This is a genomic window from Klebsiella sp. S69 (assembly GCF_016516145.1).
Lineage (GTDB): Bacteria > Pseudomonadota > Gammaproteobacteria > Enterobacterales > Enterobacteriaceae > Klebsiella > Klebsiella oxytoca.
Genome location: NZ_JACVUU010000015.1, coordinates 76,635 through 96,082, shown reverse-complemented (window position 1 = coordinate 96,082; position 19,448 = coordinate 76,635). Strand labels below are relative to the sequence as shown.

Here is a 19,448-nt window from a genome sequence, read left to right as displayed (position 1 = left end):
GCCTACAGACGCTGCTTAAACTGGTAGTAACGCCCCTGTTCAGCCAGCAATTCTGCGTGACTACCTTGCTCAATAATCTTTCCGTTGTCCATGACTATTATCTGATTAAACCGCGCCAGCCCGCGCAGACGATGAGTTACCATCAGCACGGTTTTTTCACGCATAACTTCAGCAAGTAAATCAAGTATTTGGCTTTCGGTCGTCGCATCAAGGCCTTCAGTAGGTTCGTCCAGCAGCATCAGCGGCGCATCGTGAAGCAGGGCGCGAGCGATAGCCAGCCTGCGCAGCTCGCCGCCGGAAAGCTGACGACCACCTTCTCCCAGCCAGCTATTCAGGCCGCTATCTTCCAGCAACCTGGCTAAACCGACGCGTTCAAGCGTTTCTGCAAGCCGGGCATCGCTGGCCCCCGGGGAAGCCAGCAGCAGGTTGTCGCGCAGGGTCGCGCTGAACAGATGTACGCGCTGTGGCACGACGCTCATCGCCTGGCGCAACGTCGCTTCGTTAAGCTGCGTCAGCGGCTGATCATTGAGTAATATCTCTCCCTCCGCAGGATCCCAGGCACGGGTCAGCAGCTGTAACAGCGTCGATTTACCGCAGCCTGTTCGTCCCAGGATGGCGATATGCTGACCGGCCTCGATCTGCAATGATATTTTATCCAGCGCAGGGGAGGGCTGCTGCGGATAGCTGAAGGTAACCTGATTTAAGCTCAACGAAACGCGATCCAGCTTTTGGCTTTCGCCCTGAGTGAAGGCGACTTCCGGCTCTTGTTCGGTAATTTGCGTGATACGCTTTGCGGAAGCGATCACCTGCCCCAGATGCTGAAATGCGCCGGTTACCGGCGCCAGCGCTTCAAACGCCGCCAGCGCGCAGAAGACAAACAACGCGATCAGCGCGCCCGGTTGAGTATCGCCGCCAACGCCTGCTGAGGCGAGCCACAGCATAGTAATAACCGCCACTCCGCCAATCAGCAGCATCAGCGCCTGGGAGAGGGCCGTCAGTTCCGCCTGGCGACGCTGCGCATCCAGCCAATGCGCTTCGGTTTTTTCCATTTGCTGCCGGTAACGATCGCTGGCGTTGAACAGCATCAGCTCCGCCTGCCCCTGCAGCCATGAGGTCAACTGCTGGCGATACTGCCCGCGGAAATGAGTCATGCTTTCACCGGCGGGCTTACCGGCGCGATAGAACAGCGGCGGCATCACCAGCAGGGTAAGTAGCATAATACCGCCCAGGGTCAGAGCCAGAGTAACGTCCAGTACGCTCAGCCCCACGGTGACGACGAGAATTACCACCAGCGCGCCTACCAGCGGCGATATGACGCGCAGATAGAGATGATCCAGGGTATCGACATCTGCAACCACCCGGTTAAGCAGTTCACCCTGACGAAAACGCGCCAGCCCGGCGGGGGAGAGCGGTAGCAGTTTGCTGAAGGTAAATACCCGCAGATGCTGCAGGACGCGAAAGGTTGCGTCATGGCTGACCAGACGCTCAAAATAACGGCCAGCGGTGCGAATGATCGCCGCGCCGCGTACGCCCGCGGCTGGCAACATATAGTTAAAGCTGTAGATGCCCGCTACGCCAACAACGGCCGATGCCGACAGGAACCAGCCGGATAACGTTAATAAGCCAATGCTGGCCAGCAGCGTAACGATCGCCAGCACGATACCGAGCAGCAGCAGCCATTTGTGTCGTTTGTACAGCGCCAGGTAAGGCCATAATGCGCGCATTTAAATCTCCTCCTGACGATGAGCAAGCAGGGTTGCAAAAGGGCCGCCTGCGGTTGCCAGTTGCGAATAACTGCCTTGTTCAACAATTTGACCATCAAGCATCACCCAGATTGCATCCCAGTTCGCAAGGCCTTCCAGCTGGTGGGTAACCATTAGCGTGGTTTGCTGCGTTGATGCATTGGTCAGCGCCTGCATCACGCGCTGCTCACTATGGGCATCCAGGCTGGCTGCGGGTTCGTCCAGCAGCAGCAGGCGGCAGGGTACCAACAGCGCCCGCGCGACGGCGACACGCTGAGCCTGCCCGACCGACAGGCGACCGGCCTGATCGCCGACAGGCGTGTTAATACCCTGCGGCAGAAGGGAGAGGAACTCGCTGACCCACGCTTTATCCAGCGCAAGCTGTAGCTGTGCTTCGGTGGCATCAGGGCAGGACAGCAGGACGTTGTCACGCAGCGTTGCCGCCGGCAGCTGCGGATTTTGCCCTACCCAGCTCAGGAGATGGCGCCAGCGGTCGGCATCCAGACTCTTTAACTCAACGCCATTGACCTTGAGCGAGCCCTCGTAGGGAAGAAAACCCGTTAGCGTATTCAGTAGCGAGCTTTTGCCGGAGCCGCTTTGCCCAACCAGCACCACGCGCTCGCCAGCGCGTAGGGAAAAATTCAGCGGCCCGGCCAGCACTTTACCCTCAGGGGATTTGATCAGCAGGTCGCGGGCTTCGATGCTAATCATTTCATTATCGCTTAATACTTTTTCCCCACGTTCTGGCTGCGCCAGCGGCGTTTCCATAAAGGTCTTCAGGCTATCAGCGGCGCCAATAGCCTGCGCTTTTGCATGATAAAAGGTGCCTAAATCGCGCAGCGGCTGGAAAAACTCGGGGGCCAGAATCAGCGCGAGGAAACCGGCCATCAACGTCACTCCGGCGCCGTAGTGGCCAAAGTTGAGCTCTCCCAGATAGGAAAAGCCAAAGTAAACGGCTACCAGCGCAATCGAGAGCGAGGTGAAAAATTCCAGCACGCCGGAGGAGAGAAATGCCAGACGCAGCACTTCCATTGTTCGCTGACGGAAATCCTGAGAAGCCTCGCGTATGTTATCCGTCTCTGCTTGACCGCGATGAAAAATTCTCAGCGTCTCCATACCGCGCAGGCGGTCGAGAAAATGGCCGCTTAACCGCGCCAGAGCGAGAAAGTTACGTCGGTTGGCATCGGCCGCTCCCATGCCAACCAGCGCCATAAACAGAGGAATAAGCGGCGCTGTGCCCAACAGAATCAGCGCTGCGGCCCAGTTGATGGGGAAAATAGTGATGACGATCAGTAAGGGAATGCTGGCCGCCAGCGTCATCTGCGGTAAATAGCGAGCATAGTAGTCATGCATATCGTCGATCTGCTCAAGGATCAGCGTGGCCCAGCTGCCTGCGGGTTTCCCCTGTATCCAGGCAGGCCCCGCCTGCTGTAAGCGATCCAGAACCTGGCGGCGAATCTCAACGCGGATATGCTGGCCCGCCTGAAAACCCACTCTTTCACGCAGCCAGACAACCCAGGCGCGCAGCACAAAGACCAGCACCAGTAACACAAAAGGCAGCAGCAGCGCCGTGGCGGGAATATTTTCCATAATCATGCGATGAAGGATCCGCGCCAGGAACCAGGCCTGAGCAACGATGAGCAGGCCGCTAATGACGCCCAGGAGACGGGAAATCATCAACCAGCGACGGGAGATAATGCTTTGATCTTTTAACCAACGGGTTAACTCTTGTTGACGGGTTTTATTCATTGCGCGCTTAGCAGGTGTAGTTATGAGTTTTTTGGGCACGGCAATGTTACAACGGGGCAAAAATAAAGGCGACTTTTCGTCGCCTTCTTTACCTTTGTTACTGACTTGTAAAGATTATTTGCAAGCGTCGGCTAAACCATCCAGATAACGCTCTGCATCCAGCGCAGCCATACAGCCTGTTCCGGCAGAGGTAATCGCCTGACGATAGATATGGTCCATCACGTCACCCGCAGCGAAGACGCCAGGAATGCTGGTCTGGGTGGCGTTGCCGTGGATGCCGGACTGAACTTTAATGTAGCCGTTTTCCAGCTCCAGTTGACCGGCAAAAATCGCCGTGTTCGGGCTATGCCCGATAGCAACGAACAGCCCGGCAACCTCCAGGGATTCAACATTGTCAGCATTCTGCGTATCGCGCAAGCGCAGGCCGCTCACGCCCATCTGATCGCCGGTTACTTCTTCGAGGGTGCGGTTGGTATGCAGCACGATGTTGCCGTTTTCCACTTTATCCATCAGGCGTTTGATGAGGATTTTTTCCGCGCGGAAGCCGTCACGACGGTGGATCAGATGGACTTCGGAAGCGATGTTGGAGAGATACAGCGCCTCTTCAACAGCCGTATTGCCGCCGCCGATGACGGCGACTTTCTGGTTACGATAGAAGAAACCGTCGCAGGTGGCGCAGGCAGAAACGCCGCGGCCTTTAAATGCCTCTTCTGATGGAAGCCCCAGATAACGCGCTGATGCGCCGGTGGCGATAATCAGGGCGTCACAGGTGTATTCACCGCTGTCGCCAGTCAGGCGGAACGGACGGTTTTGTAGATCGACGCTGTTGATATGATCGAAAATAATTTCGGTCTCAAACTTGGTGGCATGTTCGTGCATGCGCTCCATCAGCAGCGGTCCGGTCAGATCGTTAGGATCGCCTGGCCAGTTTTCCACTTCAGTGGTGGTGGTCAGCTGACCGCCTTTTTCCATTCCGGTAATCAGTACCGGCTGCAGATTTGCGCGCGCTGCGTAGACCGCAGCGGTATATCCCGCAGGTCCAGAACCAAGAATAAGCAGTTTACTGTGTTTGGCCGTGCCCATGAGATCCTCGTAATTTATTAGCATACATGCGCTGGATTGTAGGGAATTTGTGGACGTAAAAAAAGAGCGTGGCAGTTTTGTTAACGATATGTGTAATAGAAGCTGCTGATTAATTGGCGATTTAACGAACGAAGAATATAACTAATTCTACTGTCAGGGGGACAATTATAAGAGGAAAACATGAGAATCAACGGGGGAGGATAATGAATATCTGGCATCTTGTACTAAAAATCGATGTTTTGCTTTGACAATCCCCTGTGCTTTTGCGAAAACATTCATGGAAGAAGAAAAGCAGTGTTTAGCGTGTGGCGAATTTTAATGCACGCAAATGCCATTTTTATCCGGGTTAGCGAAATCTACGCATGGTGTGGACAGACGCCATGCGTGATGTCGGTGACTGCCGTCAGGCAACGGGCTTCTCACGTACCCCTGGGTTACCCATCGTCGTAAGGGTAATGACAGGATGGACTCTGGCAGTGAAGGCTCAGAGTCGGAACAGGAGTAGGGAAGGAATACAGAGAGACAATAATAATGGTAGATAGCAAGAAGCGCCCTGGCAAAGATCTCGACCGCATTGATCGTAATATTTTGAATGAATTGCAAAAAGACGGGCGTATTTCCAACGTCGAGCTTTCTAAACGGGTGGGACTTTCTCCGACGCCTTGCCTTGAGCGCGTGCGTCGACTGGAAAGACAGGGTTTTATTCAGGGCTATACAGCGCTGCTCAACCCGCATTATCTGGATGCATCACTTCTGGTATTTGTTGAGATTACTCTGAATCGTGGCGCGCCGGATGTGTTTGAGCAATTTAACTCCGCTGTGCAAAAACTTGAAGAAATTCAAGAGTGTCATCTGGTTTCCGGGGATTTCGATTACCTGTTGAAAACCCGCGTGCCGGATATGTCTGCGTATCGTAAACTACTGGGCGAGACCTTGCTGCGCCTGCCGGGCGTAAACGACACCCGTACCTATGTGGTAATGGAAGAAGTCAAGCAAAGTAATCGTCTGGTAATTAAGACGCGCTAACACGGAACAGGTGCAAAATCGACGTAGTTTGATTACACTCCTGTTAATCCATACAGCAACAGTGCCGGGGAGACCCGGCACTGTTGTCCGTTTTAGCTGAAGGCAGGAAACAGCCTGATACCTGGAGAGCCTTTCTTGAGCCAGGAATACACCGAAGACAAAGAAGTCAAGTTCACAAAGCTGAGTAGCGGGCGCCGTCTCCTTGAGGCATTACTCATTCTTTGCTCCCTTTTTGCCATCTGGTTGATGGCGGCCTTACTCAGCTTTAATCCCTCGGATCCTAGCTGGTCGCAAACGGCGTGGCACGAGCCTATTCATAACATAGGCGGTACGCCCGGAGCATGGCTGGCCGATACGCTATTTTTCATTTTTGGCGTAATGGCTTACACCATTCCGGTCATTATTATCGGCGGCTGCTGGTTTGCCTGGCGTCATCAGGAAAACGACGAGTACATCGATTATTTCGCCGTCTCGCTGCGTTTGATCGGTGCGCTGGCGCTGATTCTCACGTCCTGTGGGCTGGCGGCTATCAACGCTGATGATATCTGGTACTTTGCCTCCGGCGGGGTGATCGGCAGTCTGCTGAGCACCACCCTGCAACCTCTGCTGCACAGCAGCGGCGGCACAATCGCGCTGCTCTGCATCTGGGCGGCCGGATTGACGTTGTTTACCGGCTGGTCCTGGGTCAGCATTGCCGAAAAAATCGGCGGTGTGATTCTCTCTGTTCTCACGTTTGCCAGCAACCGTACCCGTCGTGACGACACCTGGGTTGATGAAGGGGAATATGAAGATGATGAAGAAGAATATGAAGATGATGAACCCGCCAGGCCGCAGGGTTCTCGACGCGCGCGGATTCTACGCAGCGCCTTAGCCCGCCGCCAGCGCCTGGCCGAAAAATTCGCTAACCCGATGGGGCGTAAAACTGATGCCGCTCTGTTCTCCGGTAAGCGGATGGATGATGCGGAAGATGAGATTCAGTATAGCGCCAGCGGTGCGCCTGTTGCCGCTGATGATGTGCTCTTTTCTGGTTCCAGCGCAGCGCGTCCGGCCAATGCCGATGACGTTCTGTTCTCCGGAGTCAGCGCGGCACGCCCTGGCGATTTTGACCCATACGATCCGCTGTTGAACGGCCATAGCATTGCCGATCCGGTAGCAGTGGCCGCGCAGGATACCGCTGCTCCGCAGGCATGGTCTGAACCGCTGCCAGGGTACGACGCTCAGCCAGTCTATCAGCCCGAACCAGTGACACCGCCGCAGCACGCGTACCAGCCGCAGCCGTCTCCGGTGCAGCAGCCAGCTTATCAGCCGGAACCGATCGCGCAGCCGCAGCACGCGTATCAGCCGGAGCAGGCTCCGGTGCAGCAGCCAGCTTATCAGCCGGAACCGTTCTTGCAGCCACAGCACGTGTATCAGCCGGAGCAGGCTCCGGTGCAGCAGCCAGCTTATCAGCAGGAACCGTTCTCGCAGCCGCAGCATGCGTACCAGCCGGAACAGGCTCCGGTGCAGCAGTCAGCTTATCAGCCGGAACCGGCATGGCAGCCGCAGCACGCGTACCAGCCGGAGCAGGCTCCGGTGCAGCAGCCAGCTTATCATCCGGAACCAGCATGGCAGCCGCAGCATGCGTACCAGCCGGAGCAGGCTCCGGTGCAGCAGCCAGCTTATCAGCCGGAACCGTTCTCGCAGCCGCAGCATGCGTACCAGCCGGAACAGGCGCCAGTGCACCAGCCCGATCCCTATGCTGCCCCCGTTGAGCCTGAGCCCCCGCAAGAGGAGGTGAAGCCTCAGCGTCCGCCGATGTATTACTTTGAAGAAGTAGAAGAGAAACGCGCGCGTGAACGCGAGCAGCTTGCCGCCTGGTATCAGCCGATTCCTGAACCCGTCAGTCCGGTGGCGACAAAACCCATCACGCCTCCGTCTTCACCGGCGGGAGATGTTGCCGCCGTGAGCGCACTGGCGGCCGGGGTCCATCAGGCAACGGGGGCGGCTGCAGCTAGCGCCGCCGCGGCCTCAACCGCTTCTGCCGCATCCGGCGCTGCGCCGCTATTTAGCCCGGCTTCGGGCGGTCCTCGCGCGCAGGTAAAAGAAGGCATTGGCCCGAAATTGCCTCGTCCAAATCGCGTACGGGTTCCCACCCGCCGGGAACTTGCCTCCTACGGGATCAAGCTGCCTTCGCAGCGGTTAGCCGAAGAGCGCGCGCGTCAGGCTGAGCATCAGCACTATGATGATTCGCTGTCTGACGAGGAAGTTGCAGAGCTCGAGCAGGGAGAGCTGGCGCGTCAGTTCGCCGCCGCGCAAAATCAGCGCTATGGTGATAGCTACGCTGCCGAAGATGAAACTGCAGATGACGATTCCGCTGCTGAAGCCGAGCTGGCTCGTCAGTTTGCCGCGTCTCAACAGCAGCGCTACGCAAGCGAGCAGCCGCCGGGATCTCATCCGTTCTCTGCGGCTGACTATGAATTCTCGCCAATGAAAACGTTAGTTGACGATGCGCCGAGCGAGCCTGTCTTCACGCCATTGCCGGAAGTGCAGCAGCCTGCTCCGCAGTATCAGCAGCCGGTCCAGCATTCGCAGCCCGTGCCGCAGCCGATGCCGCATCAGCACGCCCCTCAGCAACCGCAAAATGTGCAGCACCAGGCTTATCAATCTGCGCAGCATCAGCCGGCTCAACATCCGCAAATGCCGCAGCAGGCTGCTGGCAGCTATCCGCAGCAGCATGCTTCTCAGGGGCACGCCCCGCAGCAGCCGGCTCCACAGCCGCAGGAGAGTCTCATTCATCCGTTGTTGATGCGCAATGGCGACAGTCGCCCGTTGCAGAAGCCGACGACGCTGCTGCCGTCTCTTGACCTACTTACGCCGCCCCCGGCTGAAGTTGAGCCGATTGATACCTTTGCGCTTGAGCAGATGGCGCGTCTGGTTGAAGCTCGTCTGGCCGATTTCCGCATTAAAGCCGACGTGGTGAACTACTCACCGGGCCCGGTAATCACTCGCTTTGAGCTTAACCTGGCGCCGGGTGTGAAAGCAGCGCGTATTTCCAACCTGTCGCGAGATTTGGCCCGTTCCCTGTCCACAGCGGCGGTGCGCGTAGTTGAAGTTATTCCGGGTAAGCCTTACGTTGGCCTGGAGCTGCCTAATAAAAAACGGCAAACCGTTTACCTGCGCGAAGTGCTCGATAACGCGAAATTCCGCGACAATCCTTCACCTCTCACCGTGGTCCTCGGCAAAGACATCGCGGGCGAACCCGTAACCGCCGACCTGGCGAAGATGCCGCACCTGCTGGTGGCTGGTACTACCGGTTCCGGTAAGTCTGTTGGGGTCAACGCCATGATCCTGAGCATGCTTTACAAAGCGCAGCCGGAAGATGTGAAATTCATCATGATTGACCCGAAAATGCTCGAGCTGTCGGTTTATGAAGGCATACCGCATCTGTTGACCGAGGTGGTGACGGATATGAAAGACGCCGCCAACGCTTTGCGCTGGAGCGTTAACGAGATGGAGCGTCGGTATAAGCTGATGTCTGCGCTGGGTGTGCGTAATCTGGCGGGTTACAACGAGAAAATTGCCGAAGCCGCGCGTATGGGACGGCCAATTCCGGATCCGTACTGGAAGCCTGGCGACAGTATGGATGCAACCCATCCGGTACTGAAAAAAGAGCCTTATATCGTGGTGCTGGTCGATGAATTTGCCGACCTGATGATGACCGTTGGTAAGAAAGTGGAAGAGCTGATCGCCCGTCTGGCGCAGAAAGCGCGCGCCGCGGGTATCCACCTGGTACTGGCAACTCAGCGCCCTTCGGTTGACGTGATTACCGGCCTCATCAAAGCCAACATCCCGACGCGTATCGCCTTTACCGTCTCGAGTAAAATTGACTCGCGTACCATCCTCGATCAGGGCGGTGCGGAATCTCTGCTGGGGATGGGCGATATGCTCTACTCCGCGCCTAACTCGACGATTCCGGTGCGCGTGCACGGCGCTTTTGTGCGCGACGAGGAAGTTCACGCTGTCGTTCAGGACTGGAAAGCGCGCGGTCGTCCGCAGTATGTCGATGGCATCACCTCCGACAGCGAAAGCGAAGGCGGCGGCGGTGGCTACGATGGCGGGGAAGAGCTCGATCCGCTATTCGATCAGGCCGTGAATTTTGTGACGGAAAAACGCAAAGCCTCCATTTCTGGGGTACAGCGTCAGTTCCGCATTGGCTATAACCGCGCCGCGCGTATTATTGAGCAAATGGAAGCCCAGGGTATTGTGAGCGAGCAGGGTCATAACGGTAACCGTGAAGTGCTGGCTCCGCCGCCCTTCGAGTAACCGCTAAGCTGGGTAAATAAGTGAAAATCAGCCTTTTCTGCTGTTTAGCCGCCGTTAGCGGGTCTAAATTTGGCAGAAGAGGCTCCCGCGTCGGGAGTGACGCACATAAAGGAATGATAATGAAAAAACTCGCAATCACCTGTGCATTACTGTCCGGTCTGGTTGTCAGCCAGGTATGGGCGGATGCCGCTAGCGATTTAAAAAGCCGCCTTGATAAAGTGAGCAGCTTCCACTCCAGTTTTACGCAGAAGGTCACCGACGGCAGCGGTAATGCCGTTCAGGACGGGCAGGGTGATCTCTGGGTCAAGCGGCCAAATCTGTTCAACTGGCACATGACTCAGCCAGATGAAAGCGTGCTGGTTTCTGATGGCAAAACGCTATGGTTCTACAATCCGTTTGTTGAGCAGGCAACCGCCACCTGGTTAAAAGACGCGACCAGCAATACGCCGTTTATGCTGATTGCCCGTAATCAGGCCAGCGACTGGCAAAACTACAACATTAAGCAGAACGGTGACGATTTTGTTCTGACTCCGAAAAACGGCAGCGGTAATCTTAAGCAGTTCACCATCAATGTGGGTCGTGACGGTACGATTCATCAATTCAGCGCCGTGGAACAGGACGATCAACGCAGCAGCTATCAGCTGAAATCGCAACAAAATGGTGCCGTGGATGCATCTAAGTTCACCTTTACGCCGCCGCAAGGGGTTACGGTGGACGATCAACGTAAATAGAGGCGAACGTGAGCAACCTGTCGCTCGATTTTTCCGATAACGCGTTTCAACCTCTGGCCGCCCGTATGCGGCCAGAAAATTTAGCACAGTACATTGGCCAGCAGCACCTGCTGGCGCCGGGTAAACCCTTACCGAGGGCGATTGAAGCCGGGCACCTGCACTCGATGATTCTCTGGGGGCCGCCGGGAACGGGAAAAACCACCCTCGCTGAGGTCATTGCGCGCTACGCCAGCGCCGACGTTGAACGTATTTCAGCGGTTACCTCCGGAGTGAAAGAGATCCGCGAGGCCATTGAACGCGCGCGTCAAAACCGCAATGCGGGTCGCCGCACGATCCTGTTTGTCGATGAGGTCCATCGGTTTAATAAAAGCCAGCAGGATGCCTTTTTGCCGCATATCGAAGATGGAACTATCACCTTTATCGGCGCGACGACGGAAAACCCTTCCTTTGAACTCAATTCTGCACTGCTATCCCGCGCGCGCGTCTATCTGCTGAAGTCGCTGACCAGCGACGATATCGAGCAGGTGCTTAATCAGGCCATGAGCGACAAAACGCGCGGCTACGGTGGGCAAAATATTGTACTACCGGACGAGACGCGCAAGGCCATCGCTGACCTCGTCAACGGTGATGCGCGCCGGGCGCTGAATACGCTGGAAATGATGGCCGATATGGCTGAAACCGACGCCTCCGGCAATCGCGTGTTGCAGGTTGAACTGCTGACCGAAATTGCCGGCGAGCGCAGCGCGCGTTTCGACAACAAAGGCGATCGCTTTTACGATTTAATCTCCGCGCTGCATAAATCGGTCCGCGGAAGCGCGCCGGATGCCGCCCTCTACTGGTACGCGCGGATTATTACCGCCGGCGGCGATCCCCTCTACGTTGCCCGCCGCTGCCTGGCGATTGCCTCTGAAGATGTAGGCAATGCCGATCCGCGCGCGATGCAGGTTGCGATCTCCGCCTGGGACTGCTTTACCCGCGTCGGACCGGCGGAAGGTGAACGCGCCATTGCTCAGGCCATTGTTTATCTTGCCTGTGCGCCCAAAAGCAACGCTGTTTACACCGCCTTTAAAGCGGCAATGGCCGACGCGCGCGAACGTCCCGATTACGACGTCCCGGTACATTTGCGCAATGCCCCCACGAAGCTGATGAAAGAGATGGGCTACGGGCAGGCGTACCGCTATGCACATGATGAACCTAATGCTTATGCCGCCGGAGAGCAGTACTTCCCGGAGGAAATGGCGCAAACTCGCTATTATCAGCCGACAAACCGGGGGCTGGAGGGCAAAATAGGCGAAAAGCTCGCCTGGTTAACCGAACAGGATCAAAATAGCCCGATAAAACGCTACCGATAATTGAGGCGTTGCGGTAAGGTTGTCACACTATTTCCGTGGTCGCGCTCTGCGGCCATTTTTCTTTATTAATTCGATAAGCACAGGATAAGCATGCTCGATCCCAATCTGCTGCGTACCGAGCCAGACGCAGTCGCAGAAAAACTGGCACGCCGGGGCTTTAAGCTGGATGTAGATAAACTTCGCGCTCTGGAAGAGCGTCGTAAAGTTCTGCAGGTTCAAACTGAAAACCTGCAGGCGGAGCGTAACTCCCGATCGAAATCCATTGGCCAGGCGAAAGCGCGCGGGGAAGATATTGAGCCATTACGCCTGGAAGTGAACAAGCTCGGTGAGCAGCTTGATGCCGCTAAGACCGAGCTGGACGCGCTGCTGGCGGAAATCCGCGATATTGCGCTGGCTATTCCAAACATCCCGCATGATGACGTACCGGCCGGTCGCGATGAAAACGATAACGTTGAAGTCAGCCGCTGGGGGACACCGCGCGAGTTCGATTTTGACATTCGCGATCACGTCACGCTGGGCGAAATGCACGGAGGGCTGGATTTTGCCGCCGCCGTGAAGCTGACCGGTTCTCGTTTTGTGGTCATGAAGGGCCAGCTGGCACGCCTGCACCGCGCGCTGGCGCAGTTTATGCTGGATCTGCATACTGAACAGCACGGTTACAGCGAAAACTATGTTCCGTATCTGGTTAACCAGGACACGCTGTACGGCACTGGTCAGCTACCAAAATTTGCCGGCGACCTGTTCCATACCCGCCCGCTGGAAGAAGAAGCCGACAGCAGCAACTATGCGCTGATCCCGACGGCGGAAGTCCCGCTGACCAACCTGGTTCGCGATGAAATCATCGATGAAGACGATCTGCCGATCAAAATGACCGCCCATACGCCGTGCTTCCGCTCTGAGGCGGGCTCTTACGGCCGTGATACCCGTGGTCTGATCCGCATGCACCAGTTCGACAAAGTTGAGATGGTGCAGATTGTGCGTCCGGAAGATTCCATGGCCGCGCTGGAAGAGATGACCGGTCACGCCGAGAAAGTGCTGCAGCTGCTGGGTCTGCCGTATCGTAAAGTGGCTCTGTGCACTGGCGATATGGGCTTCAGCGCGTGCAAAACCTACGATCTGGAAGTGTGGGTACCGGCGCAGAATACCTATCGTGAAATCTCTTCCTGCTCCAACGTGTGGGATTTCCAGGCGCGTCGTATGCAGGCGCGCTGCCGCAGCAAGTCTGACAAGAAAACTCGCCTCGTACACACGCTGAACGGTTCTGGCCTGGCGGTTGGGCGTACGCTGGTCGCGGTGATGGAAAACTATCAGCAGGCGGATGGCCGCATTGAAATTCCGGAAGTGCTGCGTCCGTATATGCGCGGCCTTGAATTTATCGGCTGATTTTTCGACTCTTTTCTCAAAAGCGCCTGCGGGCGCTTTTTTTTTACCCCCTTCTTGATACCGGGCAATAATCGACTTCGCGAATACGCAGATACTCCCTTTGGATTAACCAGCATAAAAAACTAATAAAGTCTAATTTCGTTATATATCAAACTATATAGCGGCTTTAAGTTAATTGTGAGCAACCAAAGCGAGTATCTATGAAAACCAAAACCCCCGATGCTTTACTGGCTGCCGAGGTGAGCCGGCGTGGTTTAATGAAAACCACGGCGATTGGCGGGCTGGCAATGGCCAGCAGCGCTTTTACCTTACCCTTCACGCGCATTGCCCACGCTGCGGATAGCCTGAGTCCCACCAGCGAAACCGTTACCTGGAGCGCCTGTACGGTTAACTGCGGTAGCCGCTGTCCGCTGCGGATGCATGTGGTCGATGGTGAGATCAAATATGTTGAAACAGACAATACCGGCGATGATAGCTACGACGGCCTGCATCAGGTTCGCGCCTGTCTGCGCGGCCGCTCGATGCGTCGACGCGTCTACAACCCGGACCGCCTGAAATATCCGATGAAGCGCGTGGGCAAGCGCGGCGAGGGCAAATTCGAGCGCATCAGCTGGGAAGAAGCGTTTGATACTATCGCCAGCAATATGCAGCGCCTGATAAAAGAGTACGGTAATGAGTCTATCTATCTGAACTATGGAACGGGTACCCTCGGCGGAACTTTGACTCGCTCATGGCCACCGGGAAAAACCCTGATTGCCCGCCTGATGAACTGCTGCGGCGGCTATCTCAACCATTATGGCGACTACTCCACCGCTCAAATTGCCGCTGGCCTGAACTATACCTACGGTGGCTGGGCCGATGGCAATAGCCCGTCGGATATCGAAAACAGTAAGCTGGTCGTATTGTTTGGCAACAACCCCGGGGAAACCCGAATGAGCGGCGGCGGGGTAACCTATTACCTGGAACAGGCGCGGGAGAAATCCAACGCCAGGCTGATTATTATCGATCCACGCTATACCGACACCGGTGCCGGACGCGAAGACGAGTGGATCCCGATTCGCCCAGGAACCGACGCCGCGCTGGTCTCCGCGCTGGCGTGGGTGATGATTACTGAAGACCTTGTTGATCAACCTTTCCTCGATAAATACTGCGTAGGCTATGACGAGAAAACGCTGCCGGAAGGAGCGCCAGCCAATGGCCACTATAAGGCCTATATTCTCGGTCAGGGCAAAGACGGTATCGCGAAGACCCCTGAGTGGGCGGCGACGATTACCGGCATTCCCCAGGCGCGTATCGTGCAGCTGGCGCGCGAAATCGCCAGCGCTAAACCTGCCTATATTTCTCAGGGCTGGGGCCCGCAGCGTCATGCCAACGGTGAGCTGGTATCCCGTGCAATTTCAATGCTGGCGATCTTAACCGGTAACGTCGGGATTAACGGCGGCAACACCGGCGCGCGTGAAGGTTCTTACTCCCTGCCTTTTGAACGCATGCCGACGCTGGATAATCCGGTGGAAACCAGTATTTCCATGTTTATGTGGACCGATGCGATTGAGCGCGGTACGGAAATGACCGCGCTGCGCGACGGCGTGCGCGGCAAAGATAAGCTTGACGTCCCTATCAAAATGGTCTGGAACTATGCTGGTAACTGTCTTATCAACCAGCACTCAGAAATCAACCGTACCCATGACATCCTGCAGGATGACAAGAAGTGCGAAATGATTGTGGTCATTGATTGCCATATGACCTCCTCAGCAAAATATGCCGATATTCTGCTGCCGGACTGTACGGCCTCGGAGCAGATGGATTTTGCGCTGGATGCTTCCTGCGGCAACATGTCCTACGTGATTTTTGCCGACCAGGCCATCAAGCCGCGCTTTGAGTGCAAAACCATTTATGAAATGACCAGCGAACTGGCGAAGCGCATGGGCGTTGAGCAACGCTTCACCGAAGGTCGCACGCAGGAAGAGTGGCTGCGTCATCTCTATGAACAATCCCGTAAAGCGATCCCGGCACTGCTGCCGTTTGATGAATTCCGCAAGCAGGGAATCTTCAAGCAGCGCGATCCGGAAGGTCACCACGTTGCCTATAAAGCCTTCCGTGAAGATCCCGCCGCCAATCCGTTAACGACGCCGTCAGGGAAAATTGAAATTTACTCTGCGCAGCTGGCGGAAATTGCGGCGACCTGGGAGCTTAAAGAACAGGATGTCATCGACCCGCTACCGATCTACAGCCCTGGGTTTGAAAACTATGACGATCCGCTGGCTGAAAAGTATCCGCTGCAGCTCACCGGTTTTCACTATAAAGCCCGTACGCACTCCACCTACGGCAACGTTGACGTGCTGAAAGCGGCTTGCCGTCAGGAGATGTGGATCAACCCGCTGGATGCGCAGAAGCGCGGCATCGCTAATGGCGATCGGATCCGCATCTTTAACGATCGTGGTGAAGTCCATATCGAAGCCAAAGTGACCCCGAGAATGATACCTGGCGTGGTCGCGCTGGGTGAGGGGGCCTGGTATAACCCGGACGCAGGCCGCGTGGATCAGGCTGGCAGCATCAACGTGCTGACCACCCAACGCCCGTCGCCGCTGGCGAAAGGCAATCCATCGCATACCAACCTCGTCCAGGTTGAAAAGCTGTAAGGAGTAACCGATGACAACTCAATATGGTTTTTTTATTGATTCCGCCCGTTGCACCGGTTGCAAAACCTGCGAACTGGCTTGTAAAGACTATAAAAACCTTACGCCGGAAGTCAGCTTCCGTCGTATCTACGAATACGCCGGCGGCGACTGGCAGGAGGATAACGGGGTATGGCAGCAAAACGTCTTTGCCTATTACCTCTCTATCGCCTGCAACCATTGTGAGGATCCTGCCTGCACTAAAGTTTGCCCTAGCGGAGCGATGCACAAGCGTGAAGATGGCTTTGTTGTCGTCGATGAAGATGTCTGTATCGGCTGTCGCTACTGTCATATGGCCTGCCCGTACGGCGCACCGCAGTACAATGCGACAAAAGGCCATATGACCAAATGCGATGGCTGCCACGAGCGCGTCGCCGACGGCAAAAAACCGATTTGTGTGGAATCTTGCCCGCTGCGCGCCTTGGATTTCGGCCCGATTGAAGATCTGCGTAAAAAACACGGTCAGCTGGCTGCCGTCGCGCCGCTGCCTTCGGCGCATTTCACTAAGCCGAGCATTGTGATTAAACCTAATGCCAACAGCCGACCGTGTGGAGATACCACCGGCTACCTGGCTAACCCGAAGGAGGTGTGAGATGGGGAGTGGATGGCATGAATGGCCGCTGATTATTTTCACGGTCTTGGGTCAGTGCGTCGTGGGCGGATTTATTGTACTGGCTCTGGCGCTAATAAAGGGCGATTTAACGCGTGAACAGCAGCAGCGCGTGGTGCGAAGTATGTTTGGCCTGTGGGTGCTGATGGGCGTAGGTTTTATTGCCTCGACTCTGCATCTTGGGTCGCCGATGCGCGCTTTTAACTCGCTTAATCGCGTGGGGGCTTCATCGCTCAGCAACGAAATCGCCAGCGGTGCGCTGTTCTTTGCCGTCGGCGGCATTGGCTGGCTGCTGGCGGTGGTGAATAAGCTACCCGCGGGACTGCGTCACCTCTGGCTGGTTATTACCATGGTGCTCGGGATAATCTTTGTCTGGATGATGGTCCGCGTCTATAACACCATCGATACGGTGCCCACCTGGTACACGGTCTGGACGCCACTGAGCTTCTTCCTGACGATGTTTATCGGCGGTCCGCTGCTGGGATATCTGCTGCTGCGCTTTGCGGACGTCAACGGTTGGGCGATGCGCCTGCTGCCGGCGGTGACTCTGCTGGCGCTGGTGGTGAGCGTGACCGTGGTGCTGATGCAGGGTCAGGAGCTGACAACAATCCATAGCTCTATCCAGCAGGCCTCGGCGCTGGTGCCGAACTATGGTTCGCTGATGGCGTGGCGCGTGGTGGCTCTGGTGCTGGCGCTGGTATGCTGGATTGCTCCGCAGCTCAAAGGCTATCAGCCCGCATTGCCGCTTCTGGGGCTGGCATTTGCGCTGGTGCTGGTTGGCGAAGCGATCGGCCGCGGCGTCTTCTATGGCCTGCATATGACCGTCGGGATGGCAATCGCCAGCTAATCGTCCTTTATCGCGCCAGAATTATGATTTCTGGCGCGATAAAAAGTGCGGTCGATTCATGAAATATTTCTACTGATATTCCCACCGCTTTTTTTTAATAAATTAATAAAAACAATGGAATAATATAAATAACTATTCTGTTGACGATCCGCTGGATAAAAAACTTCAATCGTTCCCCCGCAAACCGCGTCAGGCCTGATTTCAGGTAGATTGACAATGTTTTCAGCAGTGGCATGATGCGCACGAAATCTGAACTCCATCACGGTTTATATCCATGACCATCTACACCCGGCCAGTGCAAATGCTGCTCTGTGGCCTGCTTCTGTTGACTCTGGCGATAGCGGTTTTAAATACGCTCGTCCCGCTTTGGCTCGCCCATGAAAATATGCCGACCTGGCAGGTTGGAATGGTGGGGTCGTCCTATTTTACCGGTAATCTGGTGGGAACGTTGCTCGCCGGATGGGTAATTAAGCGTCTGGGATTTAACCGCAGCTATTACCTGGCATCGGTTATTTTTGCCGTGGGCTGCGTGGGTCTTGGTATCACTATTGGCTTCTGGAGCTGGTTCAGCTGGCGTTTTATCGCCGGCGTCGGCTGCGCGATGATTTGGGTGGTGGTTGAGAGCGCGCTGGTCTGTAGCGGCACTTCGCGGAGCCGGGGTCGACTGCTGGCGGCCTATATGATGATTTATTATGTCGGCACGGTACTGGGCCAGCTAATGGTCAGCAAACTGCCGACGGATCTGATGAGCGTTCTGCCGTGGGTGACGGCGCTGGCTCTGGCGGCCATCCTGCCGCTGCTGTTTGCTCGCGTGGCGACTCAGGCCGATGAACCGCATGAACCGGCGCGTATCTGGCCAATGCTACGGCTGCGTCAGGCCCGCCATGGGGTCAACGGCTGCATTATTTCCGGCATCGTTCTCGGTTCGCTGTATGGCCTGATGCCGCTATGGCTTAACCACCAGGGCGTTAGCGATTCCGGCATTGGCTTCTGGATGGCGGTAATGGTGAGCGCGGGTATCGTTGGGCAGTGGCCGATTGGCCGTCTTGCCGATCGCTACGGGCGTCTGCTGGTCCTGCGCGTTCAGGTATTTGTGGTGATCCTCGGCTGTCTGGCAATGTTAAGCCAGGCCGCAATGGCGCCGGCGCTGTTCGTGCTGGGGGCATCCGGCTTTACGCTCTATCCGGTGGCTATGGCCTGGGCTTGTGAAAAAGTGGAGCGTCATCAGCTGGTGGCGATGAACCAGGCGCTCTTAATGAGCTATACCGTGGGTAGCCTGCTTGGGCCGACCCTTACCGCGATGCTGATGCAGAATTTCTCTGATAATCTGCTGTTTATCATGATCGCCAGCGTGTCATTCATCTATCTGCTGACGCTGCTGCGCAAAGCGGGCCACCATCCTACGCCGGTGGCGCACGCCTGATTTATGCAGAACATAGCCAGGTCACGCCCTGGCTATGGTTTAATGCGAAGCAAGAAGCGCGGCAAACTCGGTCTGGCTTTGCACCGTGCTGAATCGCTGAAGTCTATCCCCCTCATCCAGCCAGCAGACTAACCGCTGGATCGTCTGAATATGCTGTTCGCTATCTGCCGCCGCCAGTATGACTATCAGCCGAATTCCGGGATGATCCGGAAAATCAACGGCTTCGCTACAGCAAAGCAGCGAAAGCGCGCTATTTTTGCTCAGCACGCCCGCTTCCGGACGCGCATGCGGTAGCGCAAATCCCGGGCTCAGTATATACCAGGAGCCATCCTGCTCTGTGGCGTGGATAATCGCACCGGCATACCCGGCGGTAATTTTCCCCTGTTGCTCTAGCGGGCGGCAGGCGAGCTGAACAGCGCTGCGCCAGTTCAGGCAGTGGCTGGTGAACTGACAGGCGGAAAACAGCGTCTCTTCCATACACATTCCTTTTATGCGCGAGCCGACCGCCATCTGACCGGCTCGCCT

The 19,448-nt window shown here is 56.2% G+C and carries 14 protein-coding genes; 9 read left to right on the top strand and 5 right to left on the bottom strand.

All coding sequences use genetic code 11. The features are described from left to right. Positions 1 to 2: 2 nt before the first annotated feature. From cydC to trxB, 3 genes are all read right to left on the bottom strand, one after another. The gene (gene cydC / locus IAE27_RS15785) at positions 3 to 1,724 is read right to left on the bottom strand and encodes a heme ABC transporter ATP-binding protein/permease CydC (RefSeq protein WP_108704009.1); all 1,722 of its coding nucleotides are present in this window, start codon (positions 1,722 to 1,724) and stop codon (positions 3 to 5) included. Further along, positions 1,725 to 3,491 carry a heme ABC transporter permease/ATP-binding protein CydD gene (gene cydD / locus IAE27_RS15780; protein WP_108704008.1) on the bottom strand — a complete coding sequence of 589 codons (1,767 nt, stop codon included), beginning with the start codon at positions 3,489 to 3,491 and terminating at the stop codon, positions 1,725 to 1,727. It lies immediately after the preceding gene. Between the two features lie 114 nt (positions 3,492 to 3,605). Then, the gene (trxB, locus tag IAE27_RS15775; protein WP_064396682.1) at positions 3,606 to 4,574 is read right to left on the bottom strand and encodes a thioredoxin-disulfide reductase; all 969 of its coding nucleotides are present in this window, start codon (positions 4,572 to 4,574) and stop codon (positions 3,606 to 3,608) included. Between the two features lie 531 nt (positions 4,575 to 5,105). On the opposite strand from trxB, the gene lrp reads away from it, so the two are divergent. The 8 genes from lrp to IAE27_RS15735 all read left to right on the top strand — a co-directional run bounded on the left by lrp (position 5,106) and on the right by IAE27_RS15735 (position 17,500). After that, positions 5,106 to 5,600: a leucine-responsive transcriptional regulator Lrp gene (lrp, locus tag IAE27_RS15770; protein WP_002439523.1), complete on the top strand. Its 495-nt coding sequence runs from the start codon at positions 5,106 to 5,108 to the stop codon at positions 5,598 to 5,600. A gap of 135 nt (positions 5,601 to 5,735) precedes the next feature. After that, positions 5,736 to 9,902, top strand: coding sequence for a DNA translocase FtsK (gene ftsK, locus IAE27_RS15765; RefSeq protein ID WP_142475406.1), 4,167 nt, complete (start codon positions 5,736 to 5,738; stop codon positions 9,900 to 9,902). A 119-nt stretch (positions 9,903 to 10,021) separates the two neighbouring features. After that, entirely contained in the window at positions 10,022 to 10,633 is a 612-nt protein-coding gene (lolA, locus tag IAE27_RS15760) for an outer membrane lipoprotein chaperone LolA (RefSeq protein ID WP_004100642.1), read from the top strand. Positions 10,634 to 10,641: 8 nt separating this feature from the next. Continuing rightward, entirely contained in the window at positions 10,642 to 11,985 is a 1,344-nt protein-coding gene (gene rarA, locus IAE27_RS15755) for a replication-associated recombination protein RarA (protein WP_004100647.1), read from the top strand. A 90-nt stretch (positions 11,986 to 12,075) separates the two neighbouring features. After that, on the top strand, positions 12,076 to 13,368 hold the full coding sequence (gene serS, locus IAE27_RS15750; protein ID WP_004111863.1) for a serine--tRNA ligase: 1,293 nt from the start codon (positions 12,076 to 12,078) through the stop codon (positions 13,366 to 13,368). A 200-nt stretch (positions 13,369 to 13,568) separates the two neighbouring features. Beyond that, the gene (gene dmsA, locus IAE27_RS15745) at positions 13,569 to 16,007 is read left to right on the top strand and encodes a dimethylsulfoxide reductase subunit A (protein WP_004100651.1); all 2,439 of its coding nucleotides are present in this window, start codon (positions 13,569 to 13,571) and stop codon (positions 16,005 to 16,007) included. Between the two features lie 10 nt (positions 16,008 to 16,017). Further along, positions 16,018 to 16,635: a DMSO/selenate family reductase complex B subunit gene (locus IAE27_RS15740; protein ID WP_004100653.1), complete on the top strand. Its 618-nt coding sequence runs from the start codon at positions 16,018 to 16,020 to the stop codon at positions 16,633 to 16,635. Position 16,636: 1 nt separating this feature from the next. Next, positions 16,637 to 17,500 carry a dimethyl sulfoxide reductase anchor subunit family protein gene (locus tag IAE27_RS15735; protein WP_004100660.1) on the top strand — a complete coding sequence of 288 codons (864 nt, stop codon included), beginning with the start codon at positions 16,637 to 16,639 and terminating at the stop codon, positions 17,498 to 17,500. A 56-nt stretch (positions 17,501 to 17,556) separates the two neighbouring features. On the opposite strand, the gene IAE27_RS15730 is transcribed toward IAE27_RS15735, so the two are convergent. Continuing rightward, positions 17,557 to 17,763 carry a hypothetical protein gene (locus IAE27_RS15730; RefSeq protein WP_123830269.1) on the bottom strand — a complete coding sequence of 69 codons (207 nt, stop codon included), beginning with the start codon at positions 17,761 to 17,763 and terminating at the stop codon, positions 17,557 to 17,559. Positions 17,764 to 17,774: 11 nt separating this feature from the next. Between IAE27_RS15730 and IAE27_RS15725 the strand changes: the two genes are divergently transcribed. After that, positions 17,775 to 18,923, top strand: a complete 1,149-nt coding sequence (locus IAE27_RS15725) for an MFS transporter (RefSeq protein WP_004111869.1) — start codon at positions 17,775 to 17,777, stop codon at positions 18,921 to 18,923. 39 nt (positions 18,924 to 18,962) lie between these two features. Here the strand turns inward: IAE27_RS15725 and IAE27_RS15720 are convergent, their stop codons facing one another. Further along, entirely contained in the window at positions 18,963 to 19,400 is a 438-nt protein-coding gene (locus tag IAE27_RS15720; protein ID WP_070557443.1) for a PTS sugar transporter subunit IIA, read from the bottom strand. Between the last annotated feature and the right edge of the window lie 48 nt (positions 19,401 to 19,448).